Source organism: Vibrio sp. TRT 29B02, assembly GCF_050113655.1.
Classification (GTDB): domain Bacteria; phylum Pseudomonadota; class Gammaproteobacteria; order Enterobacterales; family Vibrionaceae; genus Vibrio.
In genome coordinates, this window is record NZ_JBNJOJ010000031.1 from 1 (window position 1) to 18958 (window position 18958).

At 44.9% G+C, this 18958-nt stretch carries 14 protein-coding genes; 5 read left to right on the forward strand and 9 right to left on the reverse strand.

What is annotated here, in order from left to right:
• Positions 1-240: 240 nt before the first annotated feature.
• The 4 genes from ACQEXT_RS17035 to glnA form a co-directional block, all read right to left on the reverse strand.
• Positions 241-2781 (reverse strand): EAL domain-containing protein, encoded by a 2541-nt coding sequence (locus ACQEXT_RS17035; protein WP_426953014.1) that lies wholly within the window; start codon positions 2779-2781, stop codon positions 241-243.
• 134 nt (positions 2782-2915) lie between these two features.
• The gene (gene glnG / locus ACQEXT_RS17040; protein ID WP_426953015.1) at positions 2916-4319 is read right to left on the reverse strand and encodes a nitrogen regulation protein NR(I); all 1404 of its coding nucleotides are present in this window, start codon (positions 4317-4319) and stop codon (positions 2916-2918) included.
• 35 nt (positions 4320-4354) lie between these two features.
• Positions 4355-5401 (reverse strand): nitrogen regulation protein NR(II), encoded by a 1047-nt coding sequence (gene glnL, locus ACQEXT_RS17045; RefSeq protein ID WP_331427711.1) that lies wholly within the window; start codon positions 5399-5401, stop codon positions 4355-4357.
• A gap of 339 nt (positions 5402-5740) precedes the next feature.
• Positions 5741-7150 carry a glutamate--ammonia ligase gene (gene glnA / locus ACQEXT_RS17050; protein ID WP_331416653.1) on the reverse strand — a complete coding sequence of 470 codons (1410 nt, stop codon included), beginning with the start codon at positions 7148-7150 and terminating at the stop codon, positions 5741-5743.
• A 486-nt stretch (positions 7151-7636) separates the two neighbouring features.
• On the opposite strand from glnA, the gene typA reads away from it, so the two are divergent.
• The gene (typA, locus tag ACQEXT_RS17055; RefSeq protein WP_269376950.1) at positions 7637-9466 is read left to right on the forward strand and encodes a translational GTPase TypA; all 1830 of its coding nucleotides are present in this window, start codon (positions 7637-7639) and stop codon (positions 9464-9466) included.
• Between the two features lie 58 nt (positions 9467-9524).
• Here typA and ACQEXT_RS17060 read toward each other — a convergent pair whose 3' ends face one another.
• Positions 9525-10166: a DUF2959 domain-containing protein gene (locus tag ACQEXT_RS17060; RefSeq protein WP_331427710.1), complete on the reverse strand. Its 642-nt coding sequence runs from the start codon at positions 10164-10166 to the stop codon at positions 9525-9527.
• A gap of 62 nt (positions 10167-10228) precedes the next feature.
• On the opposite strand from ACQEXT_RS17060, the gene ACQEXT_RS17065 reads away from it, so the two are divergent.
• From ACQEXT_RS17065 to ACQEXT_RS17075, 3 genes are read left to right on the forward strand one after another with little or no spacing between them, the layout of a single operon-like run.
• A complete protein-coding gene (locus ACQEXT_RS17065) occupies positions 10229-11143 on the forward strand; it encodes a virulence factor BrkB family protein (RefSeq protein ID WP_138972898.1) in 915 nt (304 codons plus the stop codon).
• Positions 11115-11549, forward strand: coding sequence for a D-aminoacyl-tRNA deacylase (gene dtd / locus ACQEXT_RS17070; RefSeq protein ID WP_138972899.1), 435 nt, complete (start codon positions 11115-11117; stop codon positions 11547-11549). Before ACQEXT_RS17065 ends, dtd begins: the two co-directional genes overlap by 29 nt.
• 51 nt (positions 11550-11600) lie before the next feature.
• Positions 11601-12536 carry a YiiD C-terminal domain-containing protein gene (locus ACQEXT_RS17075; RefSeq protein WP_426953016.1) on the forward strand — a complete coding sequence of 312 codons (936 nt, stop codon included), beginning with the start codon at positions 11601-11603 and terminating at the stop codon, positions 12534-12536.
• Here ACQEXT_RS17075 and ACQEXT_RS17080 read toward each other — a convergent pair.
• From ACQEXT_RS17080 to hslR, 4 genes are all read right to left on the reverse strand, one after another.
• The gene (locus ACQEXT_RS17080; RefSeq protein ID WP_426953017.1) at positions 12494-14443 is read right to left on the reverse strand and encodes an AsmA family protein; all 1950 of its coding nucleotides are present in this window, start codon (positions 14441-14443) and stop codon (positions 12494-12496) included. The two genes, ACQEXT_RS17075 and ACQEXT_RS17080, sit on opposite strands and share 43 nt — an antisense overlap.
• Positions 14444-14556: 113 nt before the next feature.
• Positions 14557-16185: a phosphoenolpyruvate carboxykinase (ATP) gene (gene pckA, locus ACQEXT_RS17085; protein ID WP_426953018.1), complete on the reverse strand. Its 1629-nt coding sequence runs from the start codon at positions 16183-16185 to the stop codon at positions 14557-14559.
• 336 nt (positions 16186-16521) lie between these two features.
• Positions 16522-17397: an Hsp33 family molecular chaperone HslO gene (gene hslO, locus ACQEXT_RS17090; RefSeq protein WP_426953019.1), complete on the reverse strand. Its 876-nt coding sequence runs from the start codon at positions 17395-17397 to the stop codon at positions 16522-16524.
• A gap of 29 nt (positions 17398-17426) precedes the next feature.
• Positions 17427-17813 (reverse strand): ribosome-associated heat shock protein Hsp15, encoded by a 387-nt coding sequence (gene hslR / locus ACQEXT_RS17095; protein ID WP_138972904.1) that lies wholly within the window; start codon positions 17811-17813, stop codon positions 17427-17429.
• Between the two features lie 225 nt (positions 17814-18038).
• On the opposite strand from hslR, the gene gspC reads away from it, so the two are divergent.
• Positions 18039-18932, forward strand: coding sequence for a type II secretion system protein GspC (gene gspC / locus ACQEXT_RS17100; protein WP_426953020.1), 894 nt, complete (start codon positions 18039-18041; stop codon positions 18930-18932).
• The last annotated feature ends 26 nt before the right edge of the window (positions 18933-18958 follow it).

Sequence of the window (18958 nt, forward strand, 5' to 3'; positions counted from 1 at the left end):
TGGTTGAAAGCACCGGTCTTGAAAACCGGCATACGTTAATAGCGTATCTAGGGTTCAAATCCCTATCTCTCCGCCACATTGAAAAGCCCGCTGCATACGCAGCGGGCTTTTTCGTTTGACCCAACAATAAAATCATTTCTCACTTATCAGTAATACTGCTGATAGATACTTTCCGTTTCTCTATCGAGAGCCATTTGCTCAAGTACTTGCTTCATCGGGTAGGGTTTAGAGTCCGAATCACTATTTCTTTGTGACCAAGTTGGTTGGCCACTCGTCATAAGGGACTGGTCGGCTGTAGAGGAAACCTTGACCAAGTGAGCAACCTAGTTTGGTAATTAGGCGCTCTTGCTCATACGTTTCAATGCCTTCGGCTACTATGCTGACTCTCATTCCTCGAGTCATGTTAACGATCGCTGCAACAATCGACGTATCGAGATTTAGAGGATCTAGGCTACGAACAAAGGCACGGTCTATCTTAATGCAGTCAAACGGTAGTTTATGCAGATAAGCAAGGGAGCTGTAGCCTGTTCCGAAGTCATCGATCGCAATTCTTACCCCTAGATCTCGGATAGCCTGCAAGTTTTGTATTGTTACTGGATCGTTGTCTACGATGCGTGATTCAGTAATCTCTAAGGTAAGGTTACTGGCTTTGAGGTTTGACTGTGCCAGTATTCTTTGTAGGACTTGGATAAAAGTAGGTTGGGAAAGCTGATTAACTGAGAGGTTAACATGCATATTAAATGCCTCGTCCCACTTGCCCTCTTTGAGACCCTGAACAGTATCATTGCACGCTTGAGTTAGAATATGCTCTCCTATTGCACCCATTAACCCGCTTTCTTCCGCTAATGGAATAAAATCCATAGGTGGTAGTAAGCCTTGCGTAGGGGAGAGCCATCTTGCTAGGGCTTCTGCACCCACGACTTTGCCACTGTTCAAATCAATGAGTGGTTGATAGAAAGGTAAAAACTCCTTGTGCTCAATGGCATCTTTTATCTTTGCTAACATCATGGTTCTATTTCGAGAGATATCCGCCATTTCAGGACGGTAATAGCTGATGCTTGTCGCGTCATGTTTTGCATTACTTAGCGCGATGCTCCCGTTTCTTAGCCACACCGTCATGTTGGCATCCGGTCCGTCTTCAACAACGCCGACTGAGACGCTGATTAGCACACTCTCTTGTTCAATCAGAAATGGCGATACGAACATTGCAATGATTTGATCTGCAAGGATTTTAGAATTAGCGCAGGTTTGTCGATCGGGTATGTAGATAGCGAACTCATCACCACCGATTCTGGCTAGATAGTGTTGATTGGTGAAAAGGGATTTGAGTCGGCGAGATATAACACTGAGAATCTGATCGCCTAGACTATGGCCTAAACTGTCGTTGATATCTCTGAATTTATTGATTCCCACCAGTAACAAAATACCGTCCAACTTACCGAGAGAATCACACGTATCAATCAAGCCTTCTCGACTATAGAGGTTAGTTAACGAGTCATAAAGTAATTGAGTTCGTAATGCTCTGAATGAGGCTTTTAAGTTGTTGGCCATTTCGTTAAATGCGAACACCAGCATAGAGGTTTCATAGATATTGCCTGGCTGTGGCATATGGCTATCCCAGTCACCTTTCGCAAGACGTTTGGCTGCTGCTGCTGTTGATGTGATGGGTGTCATTATCTGGTTAAAGGCGAGCAAACCAACAACGATGCCGATAAAGCTCGCTATTAATCCAATAACCCAACTATTTCGCTGACTTTCTGGCAGTTTACCGAGCAGATGTGACTCGGAAATAGCGACACCGATATACCATTTCAAACCATGCTCATCGATGTAAGGGGTGAAATGGTTGAAATAGCGATCTCCACTGATATCGATTGTGAAACGTTGAGTCTGGTTCAGTTGGTATAACTCTTGTGATGCCGAATACTCGGCATTGGCTTTGATTATTGGATTTGTACTTTCTGTTGCGAATAGTCGCTCTCCTTTTGGAGTTAAAGATGTACCCCAAGAGACGACATTACCATTTGTTGAGTGAGCAATGAGACGCTTCTTGTCATCGACAATATAGATCAGTGCGTTGGTGTGCTTTTGCTGTTCTTTTAGGAAGGTATTAAACGTGTCGATTTTGACATCAGTTACTACCACCCCTTGGAATTGATCGCCATAAAATACGGGGGTTAGAGCGGATAAGGTGATCTCTTGCCTTTCATCTGCATTGGCATAGATGGATGACCACATGGGCAGACGCGTTTTGGCTACGGGGGCATACCATGGTCGGACTCTTGGATCATAGTTATCGATCACCGAGCGAACATTTTCGTTAATGACTTCTCCACGATAAATGACCAACTTATATTGGGTACGATTATCCTGAACCATTACGGTGTAGCTTTTATCGGGCTCTTTGCGGAAACCTACGTACTCAGCACTTTCTCCGCCGAAGCCGATAACATCGAGTTGAGGGAAGGTATTGTAGAGATCGCGAAAGGAGGTTAGCAAATACTGCTCAATATTAGATGTGTCTCCTGAACGATAAAGTTCATTGAACCCAATAGAGTGGCTGAGAGCAAGACTTGCCTGAAAGGGTTCATTGAGAAAACTATTAAGCTCAAGTCTGACGTTCTCAGTTAGAGCGGATAGTTGTTTACTGCTGATATCGACGACCATCTCTTCATAGCTGTTCTTCTGTACTGCTATGATCACTCCGATTGTAAAGATAAATATCAATACAAACGGCAGTACAACAGCTGTTCTGAGGGTGATCTTTGTAGTCACTTTCATCCGACCCCTTATGCACTGATCGTAATACAAGGCGAGTGACAGAGGGTAAAAACGGTGATTACCATACAAATAATAGACTGCAATCTGTCCGTAGTAACCTTCATTATCTGAGTCGGTTGTTAAGCGACTTGATGTCAGTAAAGCTCTTTGAGCTTTCGGGTCAGGGTGTTTCGTCCCCAGCCTAAAACTTTCGCTGCGTCTTGTTTATGACCGTTAGTATGTTCTAACGCTGCTTCCAAAAGTATACGCTCAAATTCAGGAAGTGCGTAAGAAAGTAGCTCGGTATCTCCTTGAGCAAGAGAGTTTCTTGCCCAGCTTGCCAATTGTTGCTGCCATGAACCTGCTGAACTGACATTGTTGTGCCTTTTGTCCTCAAGCAATTCAGTGGGTAGATCTCCGGGTAGAATTTCTGAGCCACTCGCCATAACAGTTAACCAGCGACAGATGTTTTCTAACTGACGAACGTTACCTGGCCAATCCAACCGATTAAGCGTTTCTACCGTGCTGGGATGCAGTGTTTTGACATCAACACTGAGTTCTTCAGCCGCTAATGCTAGGAAGTGTAAAGTAAGTTTTTCTATATCCTGTTTGCGCTCTCTCAGTGCAGGGATATGAATTCGAATGACGTTGAGGCGATGAAACAAATCTTCGCGGAAATTGCCTTTTGAAACGAGTTTTTCAAGGTTCTGGTGTGTTGCTGCGACGATACGAACATCCACTTTGATGGGGGAGTGTCCACCAACGCGATAGAACTGACCATCCGCTAATACTCGTAGTAGTCGTGTTTGAATATCGAGCGGCATATCACCGATCTCATCCAAAAATAAAGTTCCACCATTGGCTTGTTCAAAGCGTCCTTGGCGAACGCTGTTGGCTCCGGTAAAGGCGCCTTTTTCATGACCAAACAGCTCTGATTCAATCAAGTCTTTTGGTATCGCCGCCATATTAAGAGCAATAAAGGGTTTGCTGGCTCGAGGGCTATGGCGATGAAGCGCATGAGCGACCAGTTCTTTACCTGTACCTGATTCACCGTTGATGAGTACAGAGATCGAAGAACGAGACAGTCGACCAATTGCACGGAATACTTCCTGCATTGCTGGCGCTTCACCAATGATCTCTGGAGGCGTGTAACCTTCGCCAGCCAGTGATGCTTGCTCTTGTCTCTGCTCCTGGCTATGTGTGATAGCTCGCTCAACTAAAGTCAGAGTTTCATCAACATCGAAAGGCTTAGGGAGATATTCAAACGCCCCTTTTTGGTAGGCATTGACTGCTGCATCAAGATCTGAGTGGGCAGTCATGATAATGACAGGAAGTTCAGGTGAACATTCATGTACCTGTTTAAGGAGCTCAATCCCATCAATGCCTGGCATACGAATATCTGAAACGAGTACGTCAGGCGTTTCTCGTTCAAGTGCCATTAAAACGCTTTCAGCATCTGCAAAGGTTTCACACTTTATGTTGGCAGATGAGAGAGTCTTCTCCATCACCCAACGGATAGAGCTGTCATCATCAACAACCCAAACGTATCCTTTACTCATATTGATTTCCTTGCAGCAAGATTACTTTCCATTGTTTAAATGGGTAAATAAATCGTAAATGTGGTTCTTCCAGGCCAACTCTCAACGTCAATTTTGCCTTGGTGTTGGTCTATTAAATTTTGTGCTATCGACAGGCCTAACCCTGTCCCCCCTTCTCTTCCGCTGACCATAGGGTAGAAAAGAGTGTCTTGTAGGTCGGCAGGAATACCTGGACCGTTGTCTGTAATTTCGATTCGTGCCGCTAGCTTGCAGCGTTGACCGTGAATATTGGCCTGATGCACTGTTCTGGTGCGAATAATAATTTCGCCGTTTTGTTGCCCATTCAAAATTTGTCCAGCATTACTCACAATATTCAGTAGTGCCTGCTCAATCTGATCCGCATCCATAAGAATTTCCGGCAGGCTGGGGTCGTAGTCGCGTTCGATAGTGACACTCTGGTTGGCTTCGAGATCAACCAACTGACGGACTTTTTCAAGGATAAGGTGGAGGTTTTCTGGGCGCTTTTTCCCTGGTCTTTGTGGGCCCAGTAGTCGATCCACTAAGGCGCGTAAACGATCGGCCTGTTCGATAATGATTTGGGTATATTCAGCTAGGCTAGGATCTGGGAGAGTGCGTTCTAGTAGCTGAGCAGCACCACGTAAGCCACCGAGAGGGTTTTTAATCTCATGCGCAAGGCCTCTAACTAGTAGCTTTGCGGCTTGTTGCTGAGCATGTTGATTCAGCTCTTGGGACAAGCGACGTTGCTGGCCTATTTTCCTCATTTCAACCAGCAGCATTATTTTTTTATTCCAAGATATTGGGCTTACAGTCACTTCAAGCATCAATGGTTTGCCATCGACAACAAAGGTAACATCGCTGTCAGTAATGCTTTGTCCACTTTGTAGTGGTTGTGACAGCAGTGCAAGATCCAGTGAGGCATGCTGGATTAAATGTGATAGTGGATGATTGACTATTCGCTTAGCACTTTGAGAAAACAGTTGTTCAGCCGCTGGATTGGCGTACTTCACCTGAAGTGACTCATTCATAATTAGAATCGCGGTCACTTGGTGGTTTAAAATAATGTTATTGAGTTCGCTGTCCACTGCTCTCTCCCTCATCCTTGAACTTGAATAGTGCAGCGCACCAAATTGGTGCGAAAGAAAATTCAAGTATGGCGCATTCACTGTAAGAACTGAAGCTAAAACCTATTGCATACAGGTACTTTAGTGTCGATTTTGTTCAGTTATTCATCATGGCTACTGCTAATGCACGGTTTCTAGAGTTGTTAATGCAATAAGCTTGCCGTCTATAAGATGTTGAATTACAAAAGAGTTGAAGGTGTAAGTAATGTCTGACTCTCGACACCGGAAAATAAAAAGGCTCGCCTAAAAGGCGAGCCTTAATAATGTTCATTGCAACCGTGTGTTGCGCACTAATGTCGATTATACAGAGTAGTACAGTTCGAACTCTAGTGGGTGAACAGCTGTGTTCACACGTTCAACATCAGCAGTTTTTAGTGCAATGTAAGAGTCGATAAAGTCATCAGAGAATACACCACCCGCAGTCAAGAACTCACGGTCTTCATCAAGACACTCAAGTGCTTGTTTTAGTGACTCTGCAACCTTTGGAATCTCTGCAGCTTCTTCAGCTGGTAGATCGTAAAGGTCTTTATCCATTGCTTCACCTGGGTGAATCTTGTTCTTAATACCATCAAGACCAGCCATCAGCATTGCCGCAAATGCTAGGTATGGGTTTGCTGCTGGATCTGGGAAGCGAACTTCGATACGACGCGCTTTAGGGCTTGGTACCACTGGGATACGGATAGAAGCACTACGGTTACGAGCAGAGTAAGCTAGCATAACGGGAGCTTCGTAGTGAGGAACCAAACGCTTGTACGAGTTAGTCGATGGGTTTGTTAGAGCATTTAGCGCGCGAGCGTGCTTGATGATACCACCGATGTAGTAGATAGCCATTTCAGATAGGCCGCCGTACTTGTCGCCAGCGAATAGGTTAACGCCGTCTTTCGCAAGAGATTGGTGAACGTGCATACCAGAACCGTTATCACCTACAAGTGGCTTAGGCATGAATGTCGCTGTTTTGCCGAATGCGTGTGCAACGTTGTGTACAACGTACTTGTAGATTTGGATTTCGTCCGCTTTCGTTGTTAGCGTGTTAAAGCGAGTAGCGATTTCGTTCTGACCAGCCGTTGCAACTTCGTGGTGGTGAGCTTCTACAACTAGGCCCATCTCTTCCATGATTAGACACATAGCAGAACGGATATCTTGTGAAGAGTCAACAGGAGCAACTGGGAAGTAACCACCTTTAACGCCTGGACGGTGACCTTTGTTACCACCTTCGATGTCTGAACCAGTATTCCAAGCTGCTTCAACATCGTCGATTTTGAAGAAAGAGCCAGACATATCTGTTGAGAATTTTACATCATCAAATAGGAAGAACTCAGGCTCTGGACCAACGAGTACAGTATCAGCGATACCAGTAGAACGCATGTAGTCTTCTGCGCGTTTCGCGATAGAGCGTGGGTCGCGGTCATAACCTTGCATCGTTGCAGGTTCAAGGATGTCACAACGGATGTTTAGCGTTGCATCTTCTGTGAACGGGTCAAGAACCGCTGATGATGCGTCAGGCATCATTACCATGTCTGATTCGTTGATGCCTTTCCAGCCAGCAACAGAAGAACCATCGAACATCTTACCTTCTTCGAAGAAGTCTGCGTCGATTTGGTGAGCAGGGATTGAAATATGTTGCTCTTTACCCTTTGTATCTGTAAAGCGTAGGTCAACAAACTTAACTTCGTTTTCTTGGATCAGCGATAGAACGTTTTCTACTGACATCTTGGATAACCTCCAGTGTTATTAAAGCGGTTTAGCTCGATTCGTTTGAAATCCAGCATTGATTAATTTCTTTTCAATCGTATTAATCGATGCCGATTTAATTAAAGCCAAAACCGTGCCAAAAAAATTATTCCATTAATTTCAATGCTTTGGCTTGTTGGTGTTTAACTTGGTGCAATAATTTGCACCAAAATGATCTGTTGTTGCACTATTTTGGTGCTCATTGGGTTTGTTGCACCAATAACAAACAAAATCGTGTTCCATTCAGCCCAGTTTTCCCTTCGATGTCAATCAGGATTTGGTGTTACGTTTGGTGATTTAGTGGTGGCTAGAAAAATATCTGTTGAAATGCAGCGAATCAGATCACATATTTCTGGGTTTTTCGCTAGAATCTGGTACATTATGGCCGTTTTTTTAATCAAGTAAGTGCGCTATCCAAAACTGAGTTTTTGCTAGCGGGCTTCTTCTATCGAGCGAATCAAATCCATGGCTACTCCACAGATTGATAAATTAAGAAATATCGCGATCATCGCGCACGTTGACCACGGTAAAACAACACTGGTTGATAAACTACTACAGCAATCAGGTACTTTAGAGTCTCGCGGTGAAGCTGAAGAGCGAGTCATGGACTCGAACGACATCGAAAAAGAGCGTGGTATTACCATTCTTGCTAAGAACACAGCGATTAACTGGAATGACTACCGTATCAACATCGTAGACACTCCGGGACACGCGGACTTCGGTGGTGAAGTAGAACGTATTATGTCGATGGTAGACTCAGTGCTACTTATCGTTGACGCAGTTGACGGCCCAATGCCTCAAACGCGTTTCGTAACACAAAAAGCATTTGCTCACGGTCTTAAGCCTATCGTTGTTATCAACAAGATTGACCGTCCTGGCGCTCGTCCTGATTGGGTTATGGACCAAGTGTTCGACCTATTCGACAACCTAGGTGCTACTGATGATCAGCTAGACTTTAAAGTGGTTTACGCATCAGCACTTAACGGTTGGGCAGCTCTAGAAGAGGGTGAAACTGGCGAGAACATGGAACCACTATTCCAAACTATCGTTGAAGAAGTAGCGGCACCAGAAGTTGACCTTGAAGGTCCACTACAGATGCAAGTTTCTCAGCTAGACTACAGCTCTTACGTTGGTGTTATCGGTGTTGCACGTGTAACACGTGGTAGCGTTAAACCTAACCAACAAGTAACGGTTATTGGTGCAGACGGTAAAACTCGTAACGGTAAAGTCGGTACAGTAATGGGCTACCTAGGCCTTGAGCGTCACGAAGTTGAGCAAGCTCATGCGGGCGATATCATCGCAATCACAGGTCTTGGCGAGCTAAAAATCTCTGACACTATCTGTGCTCAAAACCAAGTTGAAGCACTGCCGGCACTGTCTGTTGATGAACCAACAGTAACAATGACGTTCCAAGTAAACACGTCTCCGTTTGCAGGTAAAGAAGGTAAGTTCGTTACTTCACGTAACATTCTTGAGCGCCTAGAAAAAGAACTTGTCCACAACGTTGCACTGCGTGTTGAACAAACAGACGATCCAGACAAATTCCGCGTATCAGGTCGTGGTGAGCTTCACCTATCTATCCTGATCGAAAACATGCGTCGTGAAGGTTTCGAGCTAGCAGTATCTCGTCCAGAAGTTATTATTAAAGAAGAAAACGGTCAGCTAATGGAACCGTTTGAAACGGTAACTATCGACGTGATGGAAGAGCATCAGGGCGGTATCATGGAAAACATCGGCCTACGTAAAGGTGAGCTGAAAGACATGTCTCCTGATGGTAAAGGTCGTATCCGTATGGATTTCGTTATGCCATCTCGTGGTCTAATTGGTTTCCAAACAGAATTTATGACTCTAACTTCAGGTTCTGGTCTTCTTTACCATACGTTTGATCACTACGGCCCACACAAAGGCGGTAATATCGGTCAACGTATCAACGGTGTGTTGATTGCTAACGCAGCGGGTAAAGCGCTAACTAACGCACTATTTAACCTTCAAGAGCGTGGTCGCTTATTCATTGGTCACGGTGTAGAAGTGTACGAAGGCATGGTTATCGGTATTCACAGCCGTGATAACGATCTGACGGTAAACGCACTGAAAGGTAAGCAGCTAACTAACGTTCGTGCATCTGGTACGGATGACGCACAGGTTCTTACTCCGCCAATCATCATGACACTAGAGCAAGCTCTAGAATTTATCGATGACGATGAACTAGTAGAAGTCACTCCTGAAAGCATCCGTGTACGTAAGAAATTCCTAACGGAAAGCGATCGTAAGCGTGCTTCTCGTGCAGCTAAGTAATCTGTAACGGATTAAATTGAATAAGCCCTGAGCGATGCTCGGGGCTTTTTTTTATCCGTTATTTTTGGCTTAGTTTCTGTAGGAACTTATCTGATTCAGCAATGGCTGCGTTCATTTGTTTAATTGCGTATTGAATATCTTGCTCTAAGCTTGTGAACTCACCTTGCAGTGCGCCAATGGCACTCGCGTTGAGGTTATGTTTTAAGTAGAGAGTGTTGTCACGCAGTGTATTAAGCACTGGTGTCATCTTATCTTCAGCACGTTTCATCGCCGACAGCATTGTGTTGTATGAGCGTTGAGTCTCTTTTAATTTTTGCTCACTGGCGCGACGGAGCTTGCTGCTAGTGTAGAGTTCGAGCTCGCTTTGCCACTCTGCAAATAAGGCATCAGAAACATCTTCAATGGCCGCAATTCGATCACTCACTTCTTGTGCCGCTTTCTCGCTATCTTGATACTTGTCATTGATTTGGTTGTACACCGTTTCCAGTTCACCACCATCAAAGTGAGTTAAAGCCGAGAGAGCTTCCAAAGCACTGGTAAATTCTTGTTGGGCATCTTGTTGTGATTCTTTTGCATCTTCGACACGATCCACCATGATGTCGCGTTTGTGGTAGCCTACTTGTTCCATTGCAGAGTAATAGGCTGATTGACATCCTGTTAAGGTAAAAATCGACAATACAATCGCCAGTAAGTACGGCATGATGGGTTCCTTTCCTTTAGAATTAGAACGTTAGGATGACTGAGTTAGTTGGGAGATACAAGTTGAAAATCGAGCCATTGATTAAGCAAGCGGTGTTGTTTGTACGCTATCTGCTGACCCGTATGGGACATGATAGAGTCAATGTGAATGCGGGATATCTTGCTTACATTACCTTGTTATCTATCGTACCAATGTTGACCGTATTGCTTTCTGTTCTTTCGTCTTTTGCGATATTTGAAAATGCCGGTGACGCGATGCAAGACTTTGTTATTACCCACTTTGTGCCTGCGGCTGGAGATGCAGTAAAGGGGGCGTTGCTGGAGTTTGTCGCCAACACTGGCAAGATGAGTGCAGTGGGTGGTGTTTTTCTTTTTGTTGCCGCGTTGATGTTGATTTCAAATATCGATAAGAACCTTAACTACATTTGGCGAGTTAAACAAAAGCGCCGCGCTGTATTTTCATTTTCGATGTATTGGATGGTTTTGACTCTTGGTCCAATTCTGGTTGGTGCCAGTATAGCCGCGACGTCTTACGTTACGTCTTTGAAAATTATCGAAAGTGAAGCCATCTCAGGGATTTATGATCTACTGCTGCGTTGGTTGCCGTTTCTGTTATCTTTCTTCGCGTTTGTTGGTTTGTACCTTTTGGTACCGAATAAAAAAGTTCGCATTTCCCATGCTATGGTGGGGGCAATTGTCGCGGCACTGCTGTTTGAAGCAAGTAAAAAAGGCTTCGCGGCCTATATCACTCAGTTTCCCTCGTACCAGCTGATCTATGGGGCGTTAGCGGCTATTCCTATTCTGTTTGTTTGGGTGTATCTGTGCTGGCTTATTGTACTCGTTGGTGCCGAAGTGACCGCTGCTCTGGGAGAAAGAGAGCAGTGGAGCGAGCCCAAAGAAGTGGTACACTCAACAAAAATTCAAGTTAAACCGTCAGAAGGAAAGCACAGTGATAGCCCTGATCCAAAGAGTGAGTGAAGCAGCCGTACGCGTAAATGGTGAAGTGGTTGGAGAGATAGACAAAGGTCTACTTGTGCTGCTAGGGGTAGAAAAAGACGATGATGAAGCAAAGGCGAAGCGACTAATGGAGCGTGTGACGACTTATCGTGTTTTTGGTGATGATGAAGACAAAATGAACCTCAACGTCCAACAAGTTGAAGGTAAAGTTTTGGTGGTCTCTCAGTTCACTCTTCCGGCTGACACAAAAAAGGGCACTCGAGCGGGATTTTCTAGAGGTGCTCATCCTACGGAAGCTGAGCGCTTATATGAGTACTTTGCTGATCGCTGCGCAGAGGTTCTTCCTACGGAACGCGGACGTTTTGCTGCTGATATGAAGGTATCTTTGGTCAATGACGGCCCAGTCACCTTCTGGTTACAAGTATAATTATAAAAAATAGTGGGGAGACATTATCTGTCTCCATAAAAAAGGATTTTTATGTTTAAGCTGATCACGCCAAAAACAGAGAACCAACTCAATAAGTATTATCACTTTCGTTGGCAGATGCTAAGAGAGCCTTGGCGTATGCCGATTGGCTCAGAGCGTGATGAATACGATCCTATGAGTCATCACCGCATGATAGTTAATGGACGTGGCTTACCTATGGCGATTGGCCGTCTTTACATAACCCCAGATAGCGAAGGTCAGATTCGCTATATGGCGGTAAAAGGTAATCGACGCAGTAAGGGGATGGGTTCATTAGTCCTCGTTGCTCTAGAGTCGTTAGCACGCCAGGAAGGTGCCAAACGACTGGTTTGTAATGCCCGAGAAGATGCCATTTCGTTTTATGAGAAGAATGGATTTGAGCGACGTGGTGAGTTGACCGATGAGCGTGGACCTGTTCGTCACCAACAAATGGTGAAGCAACTCGATCCGATGGCTAATGTATTGCGTAAGCCAGAATGGTGTACAGAGTTGCAAGAGCGCTGGGAGAATCAGATTCCTATTAGTGACAAAATGGGTATCAAAATCAACCAATACACAGGCTATCAGTTTGAGTGTAGTGCGCAGCTAAACCCGAACTTAAACCCTCACAATACGATGTTTGCTGGCTCGGCTTTTACTCTCGCCACCTTAACGGGCTGGGGTCTAACCTGGTTGCTAATGAAAGAGCGTAACCTCACTGGGGATATTGTATTGGCTGACAGCCAAATTCGTTATCGTCATCCAGTCACGCAGAACCCCGTTGCATCTACGTCCCTTGATGGCATTAGTGGTGACTTAGACCGACTGGCTTCTGGTCGCAAAGCACGTATTGTGATTCACGTGACCATCTACAGTGGAGACAAAGCTGCGGTGGACTTTGTGGGTACCTACATGCTGCTACCGAACTACAAAGCTGTGCTGGGCCCTGCTTCCAAATCAAAATCATGACTATCGATGGCCTTCGGCAGCGGAGGCTCCTTGTCGCTACAGGTTTGTTTAATCACATTCGCTTTACCTAGAACATCAGACCAAAGCTCTTGGCATTTCTGTTCAGTTTTCAGTAACAAAGTAGCAAATTCAGGTTTGGTGAGATCGACTTCACCCGCTATTTGAGCGTTGTCATTTCCTCCCGCAATCACCATGCGTCCTCTGTCAGCGCGAAGCGTGATCTCGCTGAGCTCTAATGTTTGTTGGTAGTTTTTTTCACCATCAAGGCTGACCGCATCTAGCTGAGTGTGATGTAGTTGAGTGAGAATATGCCCCGATAGGCTATGAGATAGCATCGAGTAGTCACCAGATAACCCTTTAAGTTCGACTTCTGCTTCTGCCAATCCTGATAGCGAGAACGGCATTCGTTGTTGCAGAAGATAGTGGTCTAATGGAAGTCCATCGGCATGTACCGAGAGTGACCAAGGAGCGCTAACAGAGCCTATGTCCCAAATCCCTGACGCTTCGATATAGCCTTGCTCTAAAGGAATAAACGCACGCTCAAGGGTGACTAGATTGTTCTCTGCGTGTGCTTTCACGTGTGCCTGAGTGGCGATCAGTTTGTCGATGCTTGCCGCGTTAGCGCTGATGTCTAAGTCTCCTGACAGCAGTCCTGCTTTGTTCTCGTCGATTAATGTTAGTTGCGAACCGGTCACGTTTAGCCCAGAAACTTGCCAGTATGGGCGTTGTTCTACCTGAATAAATTGGCTGTTCTCAACCTTCAGGGTTTCGATGGTTAACTTATTGAGGTTGACCACCATTTCAGTAAAGGCAGGGATGGCCAGTTCGGTTTGCTCCAGCCACTTTATGCCTACGATCTTGAGTTGCTTCAAAGATACTTGTTTAGGGCTGATCGTCCCCTGTAACTGAACTCTCCCTTGTTGAAAATCTGCGTCAAACTCTTCAATCGTGACTTGTTGTGGTGCAAATGCCAATCTCGTTCTAGGGGAGAAGAGTTGTACTTGTTGATTACTGATACTTTCGGCATCAAAAGAGACATATCCACTTTGATGCTGCCACAGTGAATCATTGAGTGAGAGGTTTTCTAGCGACGCGTCAAGCTGTTCGAAGCGCCAGTGCCCATAGTTAAATGAACTACTGAGTATATCGAGGCTATTAATGTGATTGATCGGCAAGCTAAGGTTATTTAAGGTCGTGACCAGTTGCTCAACTTGCTCGCTTTCTGGCAAAGAGAGTTTGTCGATGGTGACATTAACTAACGACCAACCTTGGGAATACTGCTCTGCTTGCCCAGAAAAAACAGCGCCCCGCCAGTTAAATGAGCCACCAAAAATCGTACTATCTTCTTCCTGATAACGCATATCGATCAGCAAGTTATTCAGCGCCTCGCCTTGCATATAGAGCTGTTCAGCCGAAAGTTGGATATCACCGTAAGGTAAGGATTGGCTGTTGGTAACCCAACGAGGCTGTTCGATTTGCAGATTGACGCCGCGAGCTGACCATCTTGGTGCACTAATGTCGACATGTTTCAACGCGAGCTGGTGGACGTATACACCACCAATGAGTTCTGCATACATTGCCTCAAGATTAATTGTGGCACCTTCTATTAGGATCGAGTCGAAGGAAAGTTTGTTCTGTTGCCACGGTATTTGGCTAAGCCAAAGCGTCACTGCTGGCAGCATGATGGCACGTTGAGAAGATTGAATTTCAACATCACTGAGTTTGAGTTGAAAGGGGGCCGTATATTGCACGCCAGAAGTGGTTATTGAGTAGGGAGTAAGCTTGCTGATTAGTAAGTTGACCGCTTTAGGAGCGTATTGTGATTGCATCACGATATAAAGCGTCAAAATAGACAGAGTGGCAATACTGACAAGCAGGATACTCAGCAGCAACAGTGCTTTTTTCACGATGAATCACTTCCCTTAATGATTAGTGATACTAGCTTGGAACAAATTTTGGTTTCAGGCAACAAAAAGCCCCTCAAATGAGGGGCTTAGATAGACAAATAGTAAATAGGTCACTAATCGAGCTGAGGACCAGCGGCGACAAGAGCCTTACCTTCATCATTATCAGTGTACTTATCAAAGTTATTGATAAAGCGAGTAGCCAGATCTTTTGCTTTGCTTTCCCATTGCAGTGGATCTGTGTAGGTATCACGAGGATCTAGGATGCCAGGGTCAACATCGTGAAGCGCTGTTGGTACTTCAAGGTTGAAGATTGGGATGTGCTTCGTCTCAGCGTGTTCAATTGAACCGTCTAGAATCGCGTCAATGATGCCACGAGTATCCTGAATCGAAATACGTTTGCCAGTACCGTTCCAGCCAGTGTTCACTAGGTAAGCTTCAGCGCCTGCCGCTTCCATACGTTTCACGAGAACTTCTGCATATTTGGTTGGGTGTAGCGTTAGGAATGCTGCACCAAAACAAGCAGAGAATGTTGGTGTTGGTTCAGTGATGCCTCGCTCTGTACCTGCTAGCTTAGCGGTAAAGCCTGATAGGAAGTGGTACTTAGTCTGCTCTGGAGTCAGTTTTGATACCGGAGGAAGAACACCAAACGCATCCGCAGATAGGAAGATAACTTTGTTTGCGTGGCCGCCTTTTGAAACTGGCTTAACGATGTTTTCGATATGTTCAATTGGGTAAGAAACGCGAGTGTTTTCAGTTTTTGAACCGTCATCAAAGTCGATTGAGCCATCCGAGCGCACTGTGACGTTTTCTAGAAGAGCGTCACGACGGATTGCATTGTAGATATCTGGTTCTGCTTCTTTAGATAGCTTGATGGTTTTTGCGTAACAACCGCCTTCAAAGTTGAAGACACCATCGTCATCCCATCCGTGTTCGTCATCACCGATCAGTGCACGCTTCGGATCGGTGGACAGGGTTGTTTTACCTGTGCCAGATAGACCAAAGAAGATCGCAACATCACCGTCTTTGCCCATGTTGGCGCTACAGTGCATCGACGCAATGTCTTGTAGCGGAAGGAAGTAGTTCATCATCGCAAACATGCCTTTCTTCATCTCGCCGCCGTACCAAGTACCGCCGATAAGCTGCATGCGCTCTGTGAGGTTGAATACTGTGAAGTTTTCAGAGTTGAGGCCGTGTTCTTGCCACTTCTGGTTGGTACATTTTGCACCGTTCATGACAACGAAGTCTGGCTCAAAAGTTGCGAGCTCTTCTTCGCTTGGACGAATGAACATGTTTTTCACAAAGTGCGCTTGCCACGCCACTTCTGTAATAACGCGAATACTTAAACGCGTGTCTGGGTTAGCACCACAGTAACCATCGATAACGAATACTCGTTTACCAGAAAGCTGGCTAGTCACAAGCTCTTTTAAATCATTCCAAACAGCCTGGTCGATTGGTTTGTTATCATTTTTTACTGAATCTGAAGTCCACCACATATGTTCTTCAGTGGTCGAATCTTTGACGATGTATTTATCTTTTGGTGAGCGGCCGGTAAAAATACCAGTATCAACAGCGACTGCACCTAATTCGGTGACTACGCCTTTTTCATAGCCTTCCAGATCAGCGCGAGTTTCTTCTTCGAACAACACTTCATAGCTAGGGTTACGAATAACCTCCTTTACGTTTTGAAGCCCGTGTTTGGTAAGATCAATTGTTGCAGCCTTTGTATGTTCCATAACGGTCATAGGTGCTCCTTATCGGAATATTTGTAGGGATTTTGTAATAATTTTTTAATTTTTGTCTGCTCACCATGCTAGCAATGGGCCTCAGATAAAACAGGGATATAGCTCAAAAAATATCCGTAATCTTATTGGGGTTTTAAGCGACACATCACATATTGGTAGAGCTAGTTTATCGTGTGCGCAAAGCTTTGCGCTAGAGCAAAGTCATTATTAATTGTCTAAAATTAATAGGTTAATTTATTACGGCGAAGGCTAGGTATAGCGAGGTTTTGATCACAAAAAGGCCAGCGAGTGCTGGCCTTTTGAAGGGTAAATTACAGACTTGATAAGTCGTAAGAATTAATGCAGCGTTTTGTTACCAGAATTTGCTTGATTAAACAGCTCTGATACTTCTGCTTCGTCGAACGAATAGTTCGTGCCGCAGTAATCACAATGTAAAGAAATTGAACCAATCTCTGCCAAAATGTCATTTATTTCCGTACGCTCTATAGTAAGAATTGCTGCGCCGCTACGTTCACGAGAACAACCACAGAAGAACTCAACCGGCTGAGGTTCGAACACGCGAACTTTCTCTTGGTTGTAGAGACGGTATAGAAGCTCATTTGCTTCTAAGCTAAATAGCTCTTCATCTTTAACGGTGTTGGTGAGTTGCTCTAGGTGCTCGAAATCATCCGGCGTACCAGTACCATCTGGCATAACTTGGATTAGCATACCTGCCGCATGCGCCTTGCCTTCATATTCACCAGTACGTAGCCATAGGCGAGTTTTTAGCTGCTCAGAGTTGGCAAAGTACGTTTCTAGAATCTCAGATAAGTTTTCGCCTTCAAGACCAACAATACCTTGGTAGCGCTCACCTTTCTTAGGATCAATAGTGATCACTAAGTGACCTTTACCCATCAGATCATGAATCGTTGCATCGTCAGCGATGTCGCCTTCAAAACGTGCAACACCACGAATCTTCTGATCGTGATCGCCATTGATGACGGCAAGCGACACAGGACCGTCACCCTGAAGTTGCATTGTAATTGAGCCTTCAAACTTCAGAGTTGCTGTCAAAAGTGTTGTTGAAACCAATAGCTCGCCTAGCAACTTCTGAATGGGTGCTGGGTATTCCTTGCTAGAAATAATACGTTGGTAAGCTTCATCCAATTGTACCAACTCGCCACGAACAGAAAGGTCTTCAAATAAGTAGCGGTTTAAAACATTGCTTGCCATGTGGCGTTTCCTCGTAAATCTGGTTGAGCTTATTGGTGCTTAAATTTAATGATGTCGCGGCGCTGTTTTTTATCTGGACGACGCTCTGGGCTTGGATTGTGAGCATGAAGTCTGCGACGTGTCGCGTTTTCTTCGCGCTTACTAATACTCTCAGCGGTCTCGGAATAGAGCAGTTGAGCTTCGGGAGCTCCACGGCGTTGATCTGAGATTTGCTCAATAACCACGGTTTTCTCTTCTTGGCCCTGCCTTAAAGTGATGATCGCCCCGAGTTCAACAGCTTTGCTAGGTTTACTGCGTTGCCCATTATAATGGACTTTGCCACCATCGACCATATTTCGAGCGATGGAGCGAGTTTTATAAAAGCGCGCAGCCCATAGCCATTTGTCGAGCCTTACCGCTTCGGTTTGGGAACCCATGGTGATTTTTACCCTCTAAGGTGAATATTATTGATGCCCTGTTACATGCACTAACAATGGTGACGAGTGTAGGTTTTTTCAAGCAAGATCATAAAAATTGGCATAGTCTGTCGTGACAATATAAGAGTTTGTTATGTTTGGATGTTGCTTATTTTGATACAATTCAACGCTATTTATCTGATAAATTACGGTAAATTCACCTAACCCAGCAAAGAAGGAACTTGAGTGAAGCACAACAGCATGAATACGCTAATGAAGTTAGGTGAGACATTTAAGCAACAGCAAGTACAGCAAAGAGTAAGCTTTGCGGTCATGTTCATATTGCTAGCAGTCACAGCATGGATAGCAGGACAAATGATTTGGCAACCATGGAGCATACCGAGCGTATCCAAATGGCAGCCTTCTAACGTGGCGAGACAAGAAACGACCAGTTCGTCACAAATAGACCTATCTAGCCTGCAAAATAGCCATCTATTTGGCCAATATCAGAGCAATGCGCCAGTGATTGAGCAACCCAAGGTTCAAGCTGCACCTAAGAGTCGTCTTAATTTGGTATTGGTTGGTGTTGTAACCAGTTCTGTTCCAGAGAAGAGCTTGGCGGTTATCGCGAATAAAGGTACGCAAGCAACCTACGGTTTGAATGAAATGATTGAAGGGACGCGAGCAAAACTGATTCAGGTGCAGCAAGACCGTGTGATTATTGATAATTCAGGTCGAAACGAAACCATCATGCTTGAGGGATTGAAGTTCACTAAGCCAGCCCCTCAGGTAATAGAAAGCAGTAGCAAACAAATAGTATCGAATGCATCTCAAGATACCTTGGATCAGATACGCGAAGAGATTCGTAACGACGCAAAAGTACTCTTTGAATACGTACGAATGTCGCAAGTAAAGCGAGATGAAGAGGTGGTCGGGTATCGATTGTCCCCAGGTAAAGATAAAGCTCTCTTTGAAACTATTGGATTACAAGCAGGTGATATTGCTACGGCGATCAACGGACTTGATTTAAAAGACTCAGCGTCAATGGGTGAAGTTTGGCAAAACTTGTCGCAGGTGAATGAAGTGACTTTGACTGTTGAACGCGATGGCCAGTTATTTGAGATATACATTGAATTATAAGATGGACGTCGTGACGTCCTCTCGAG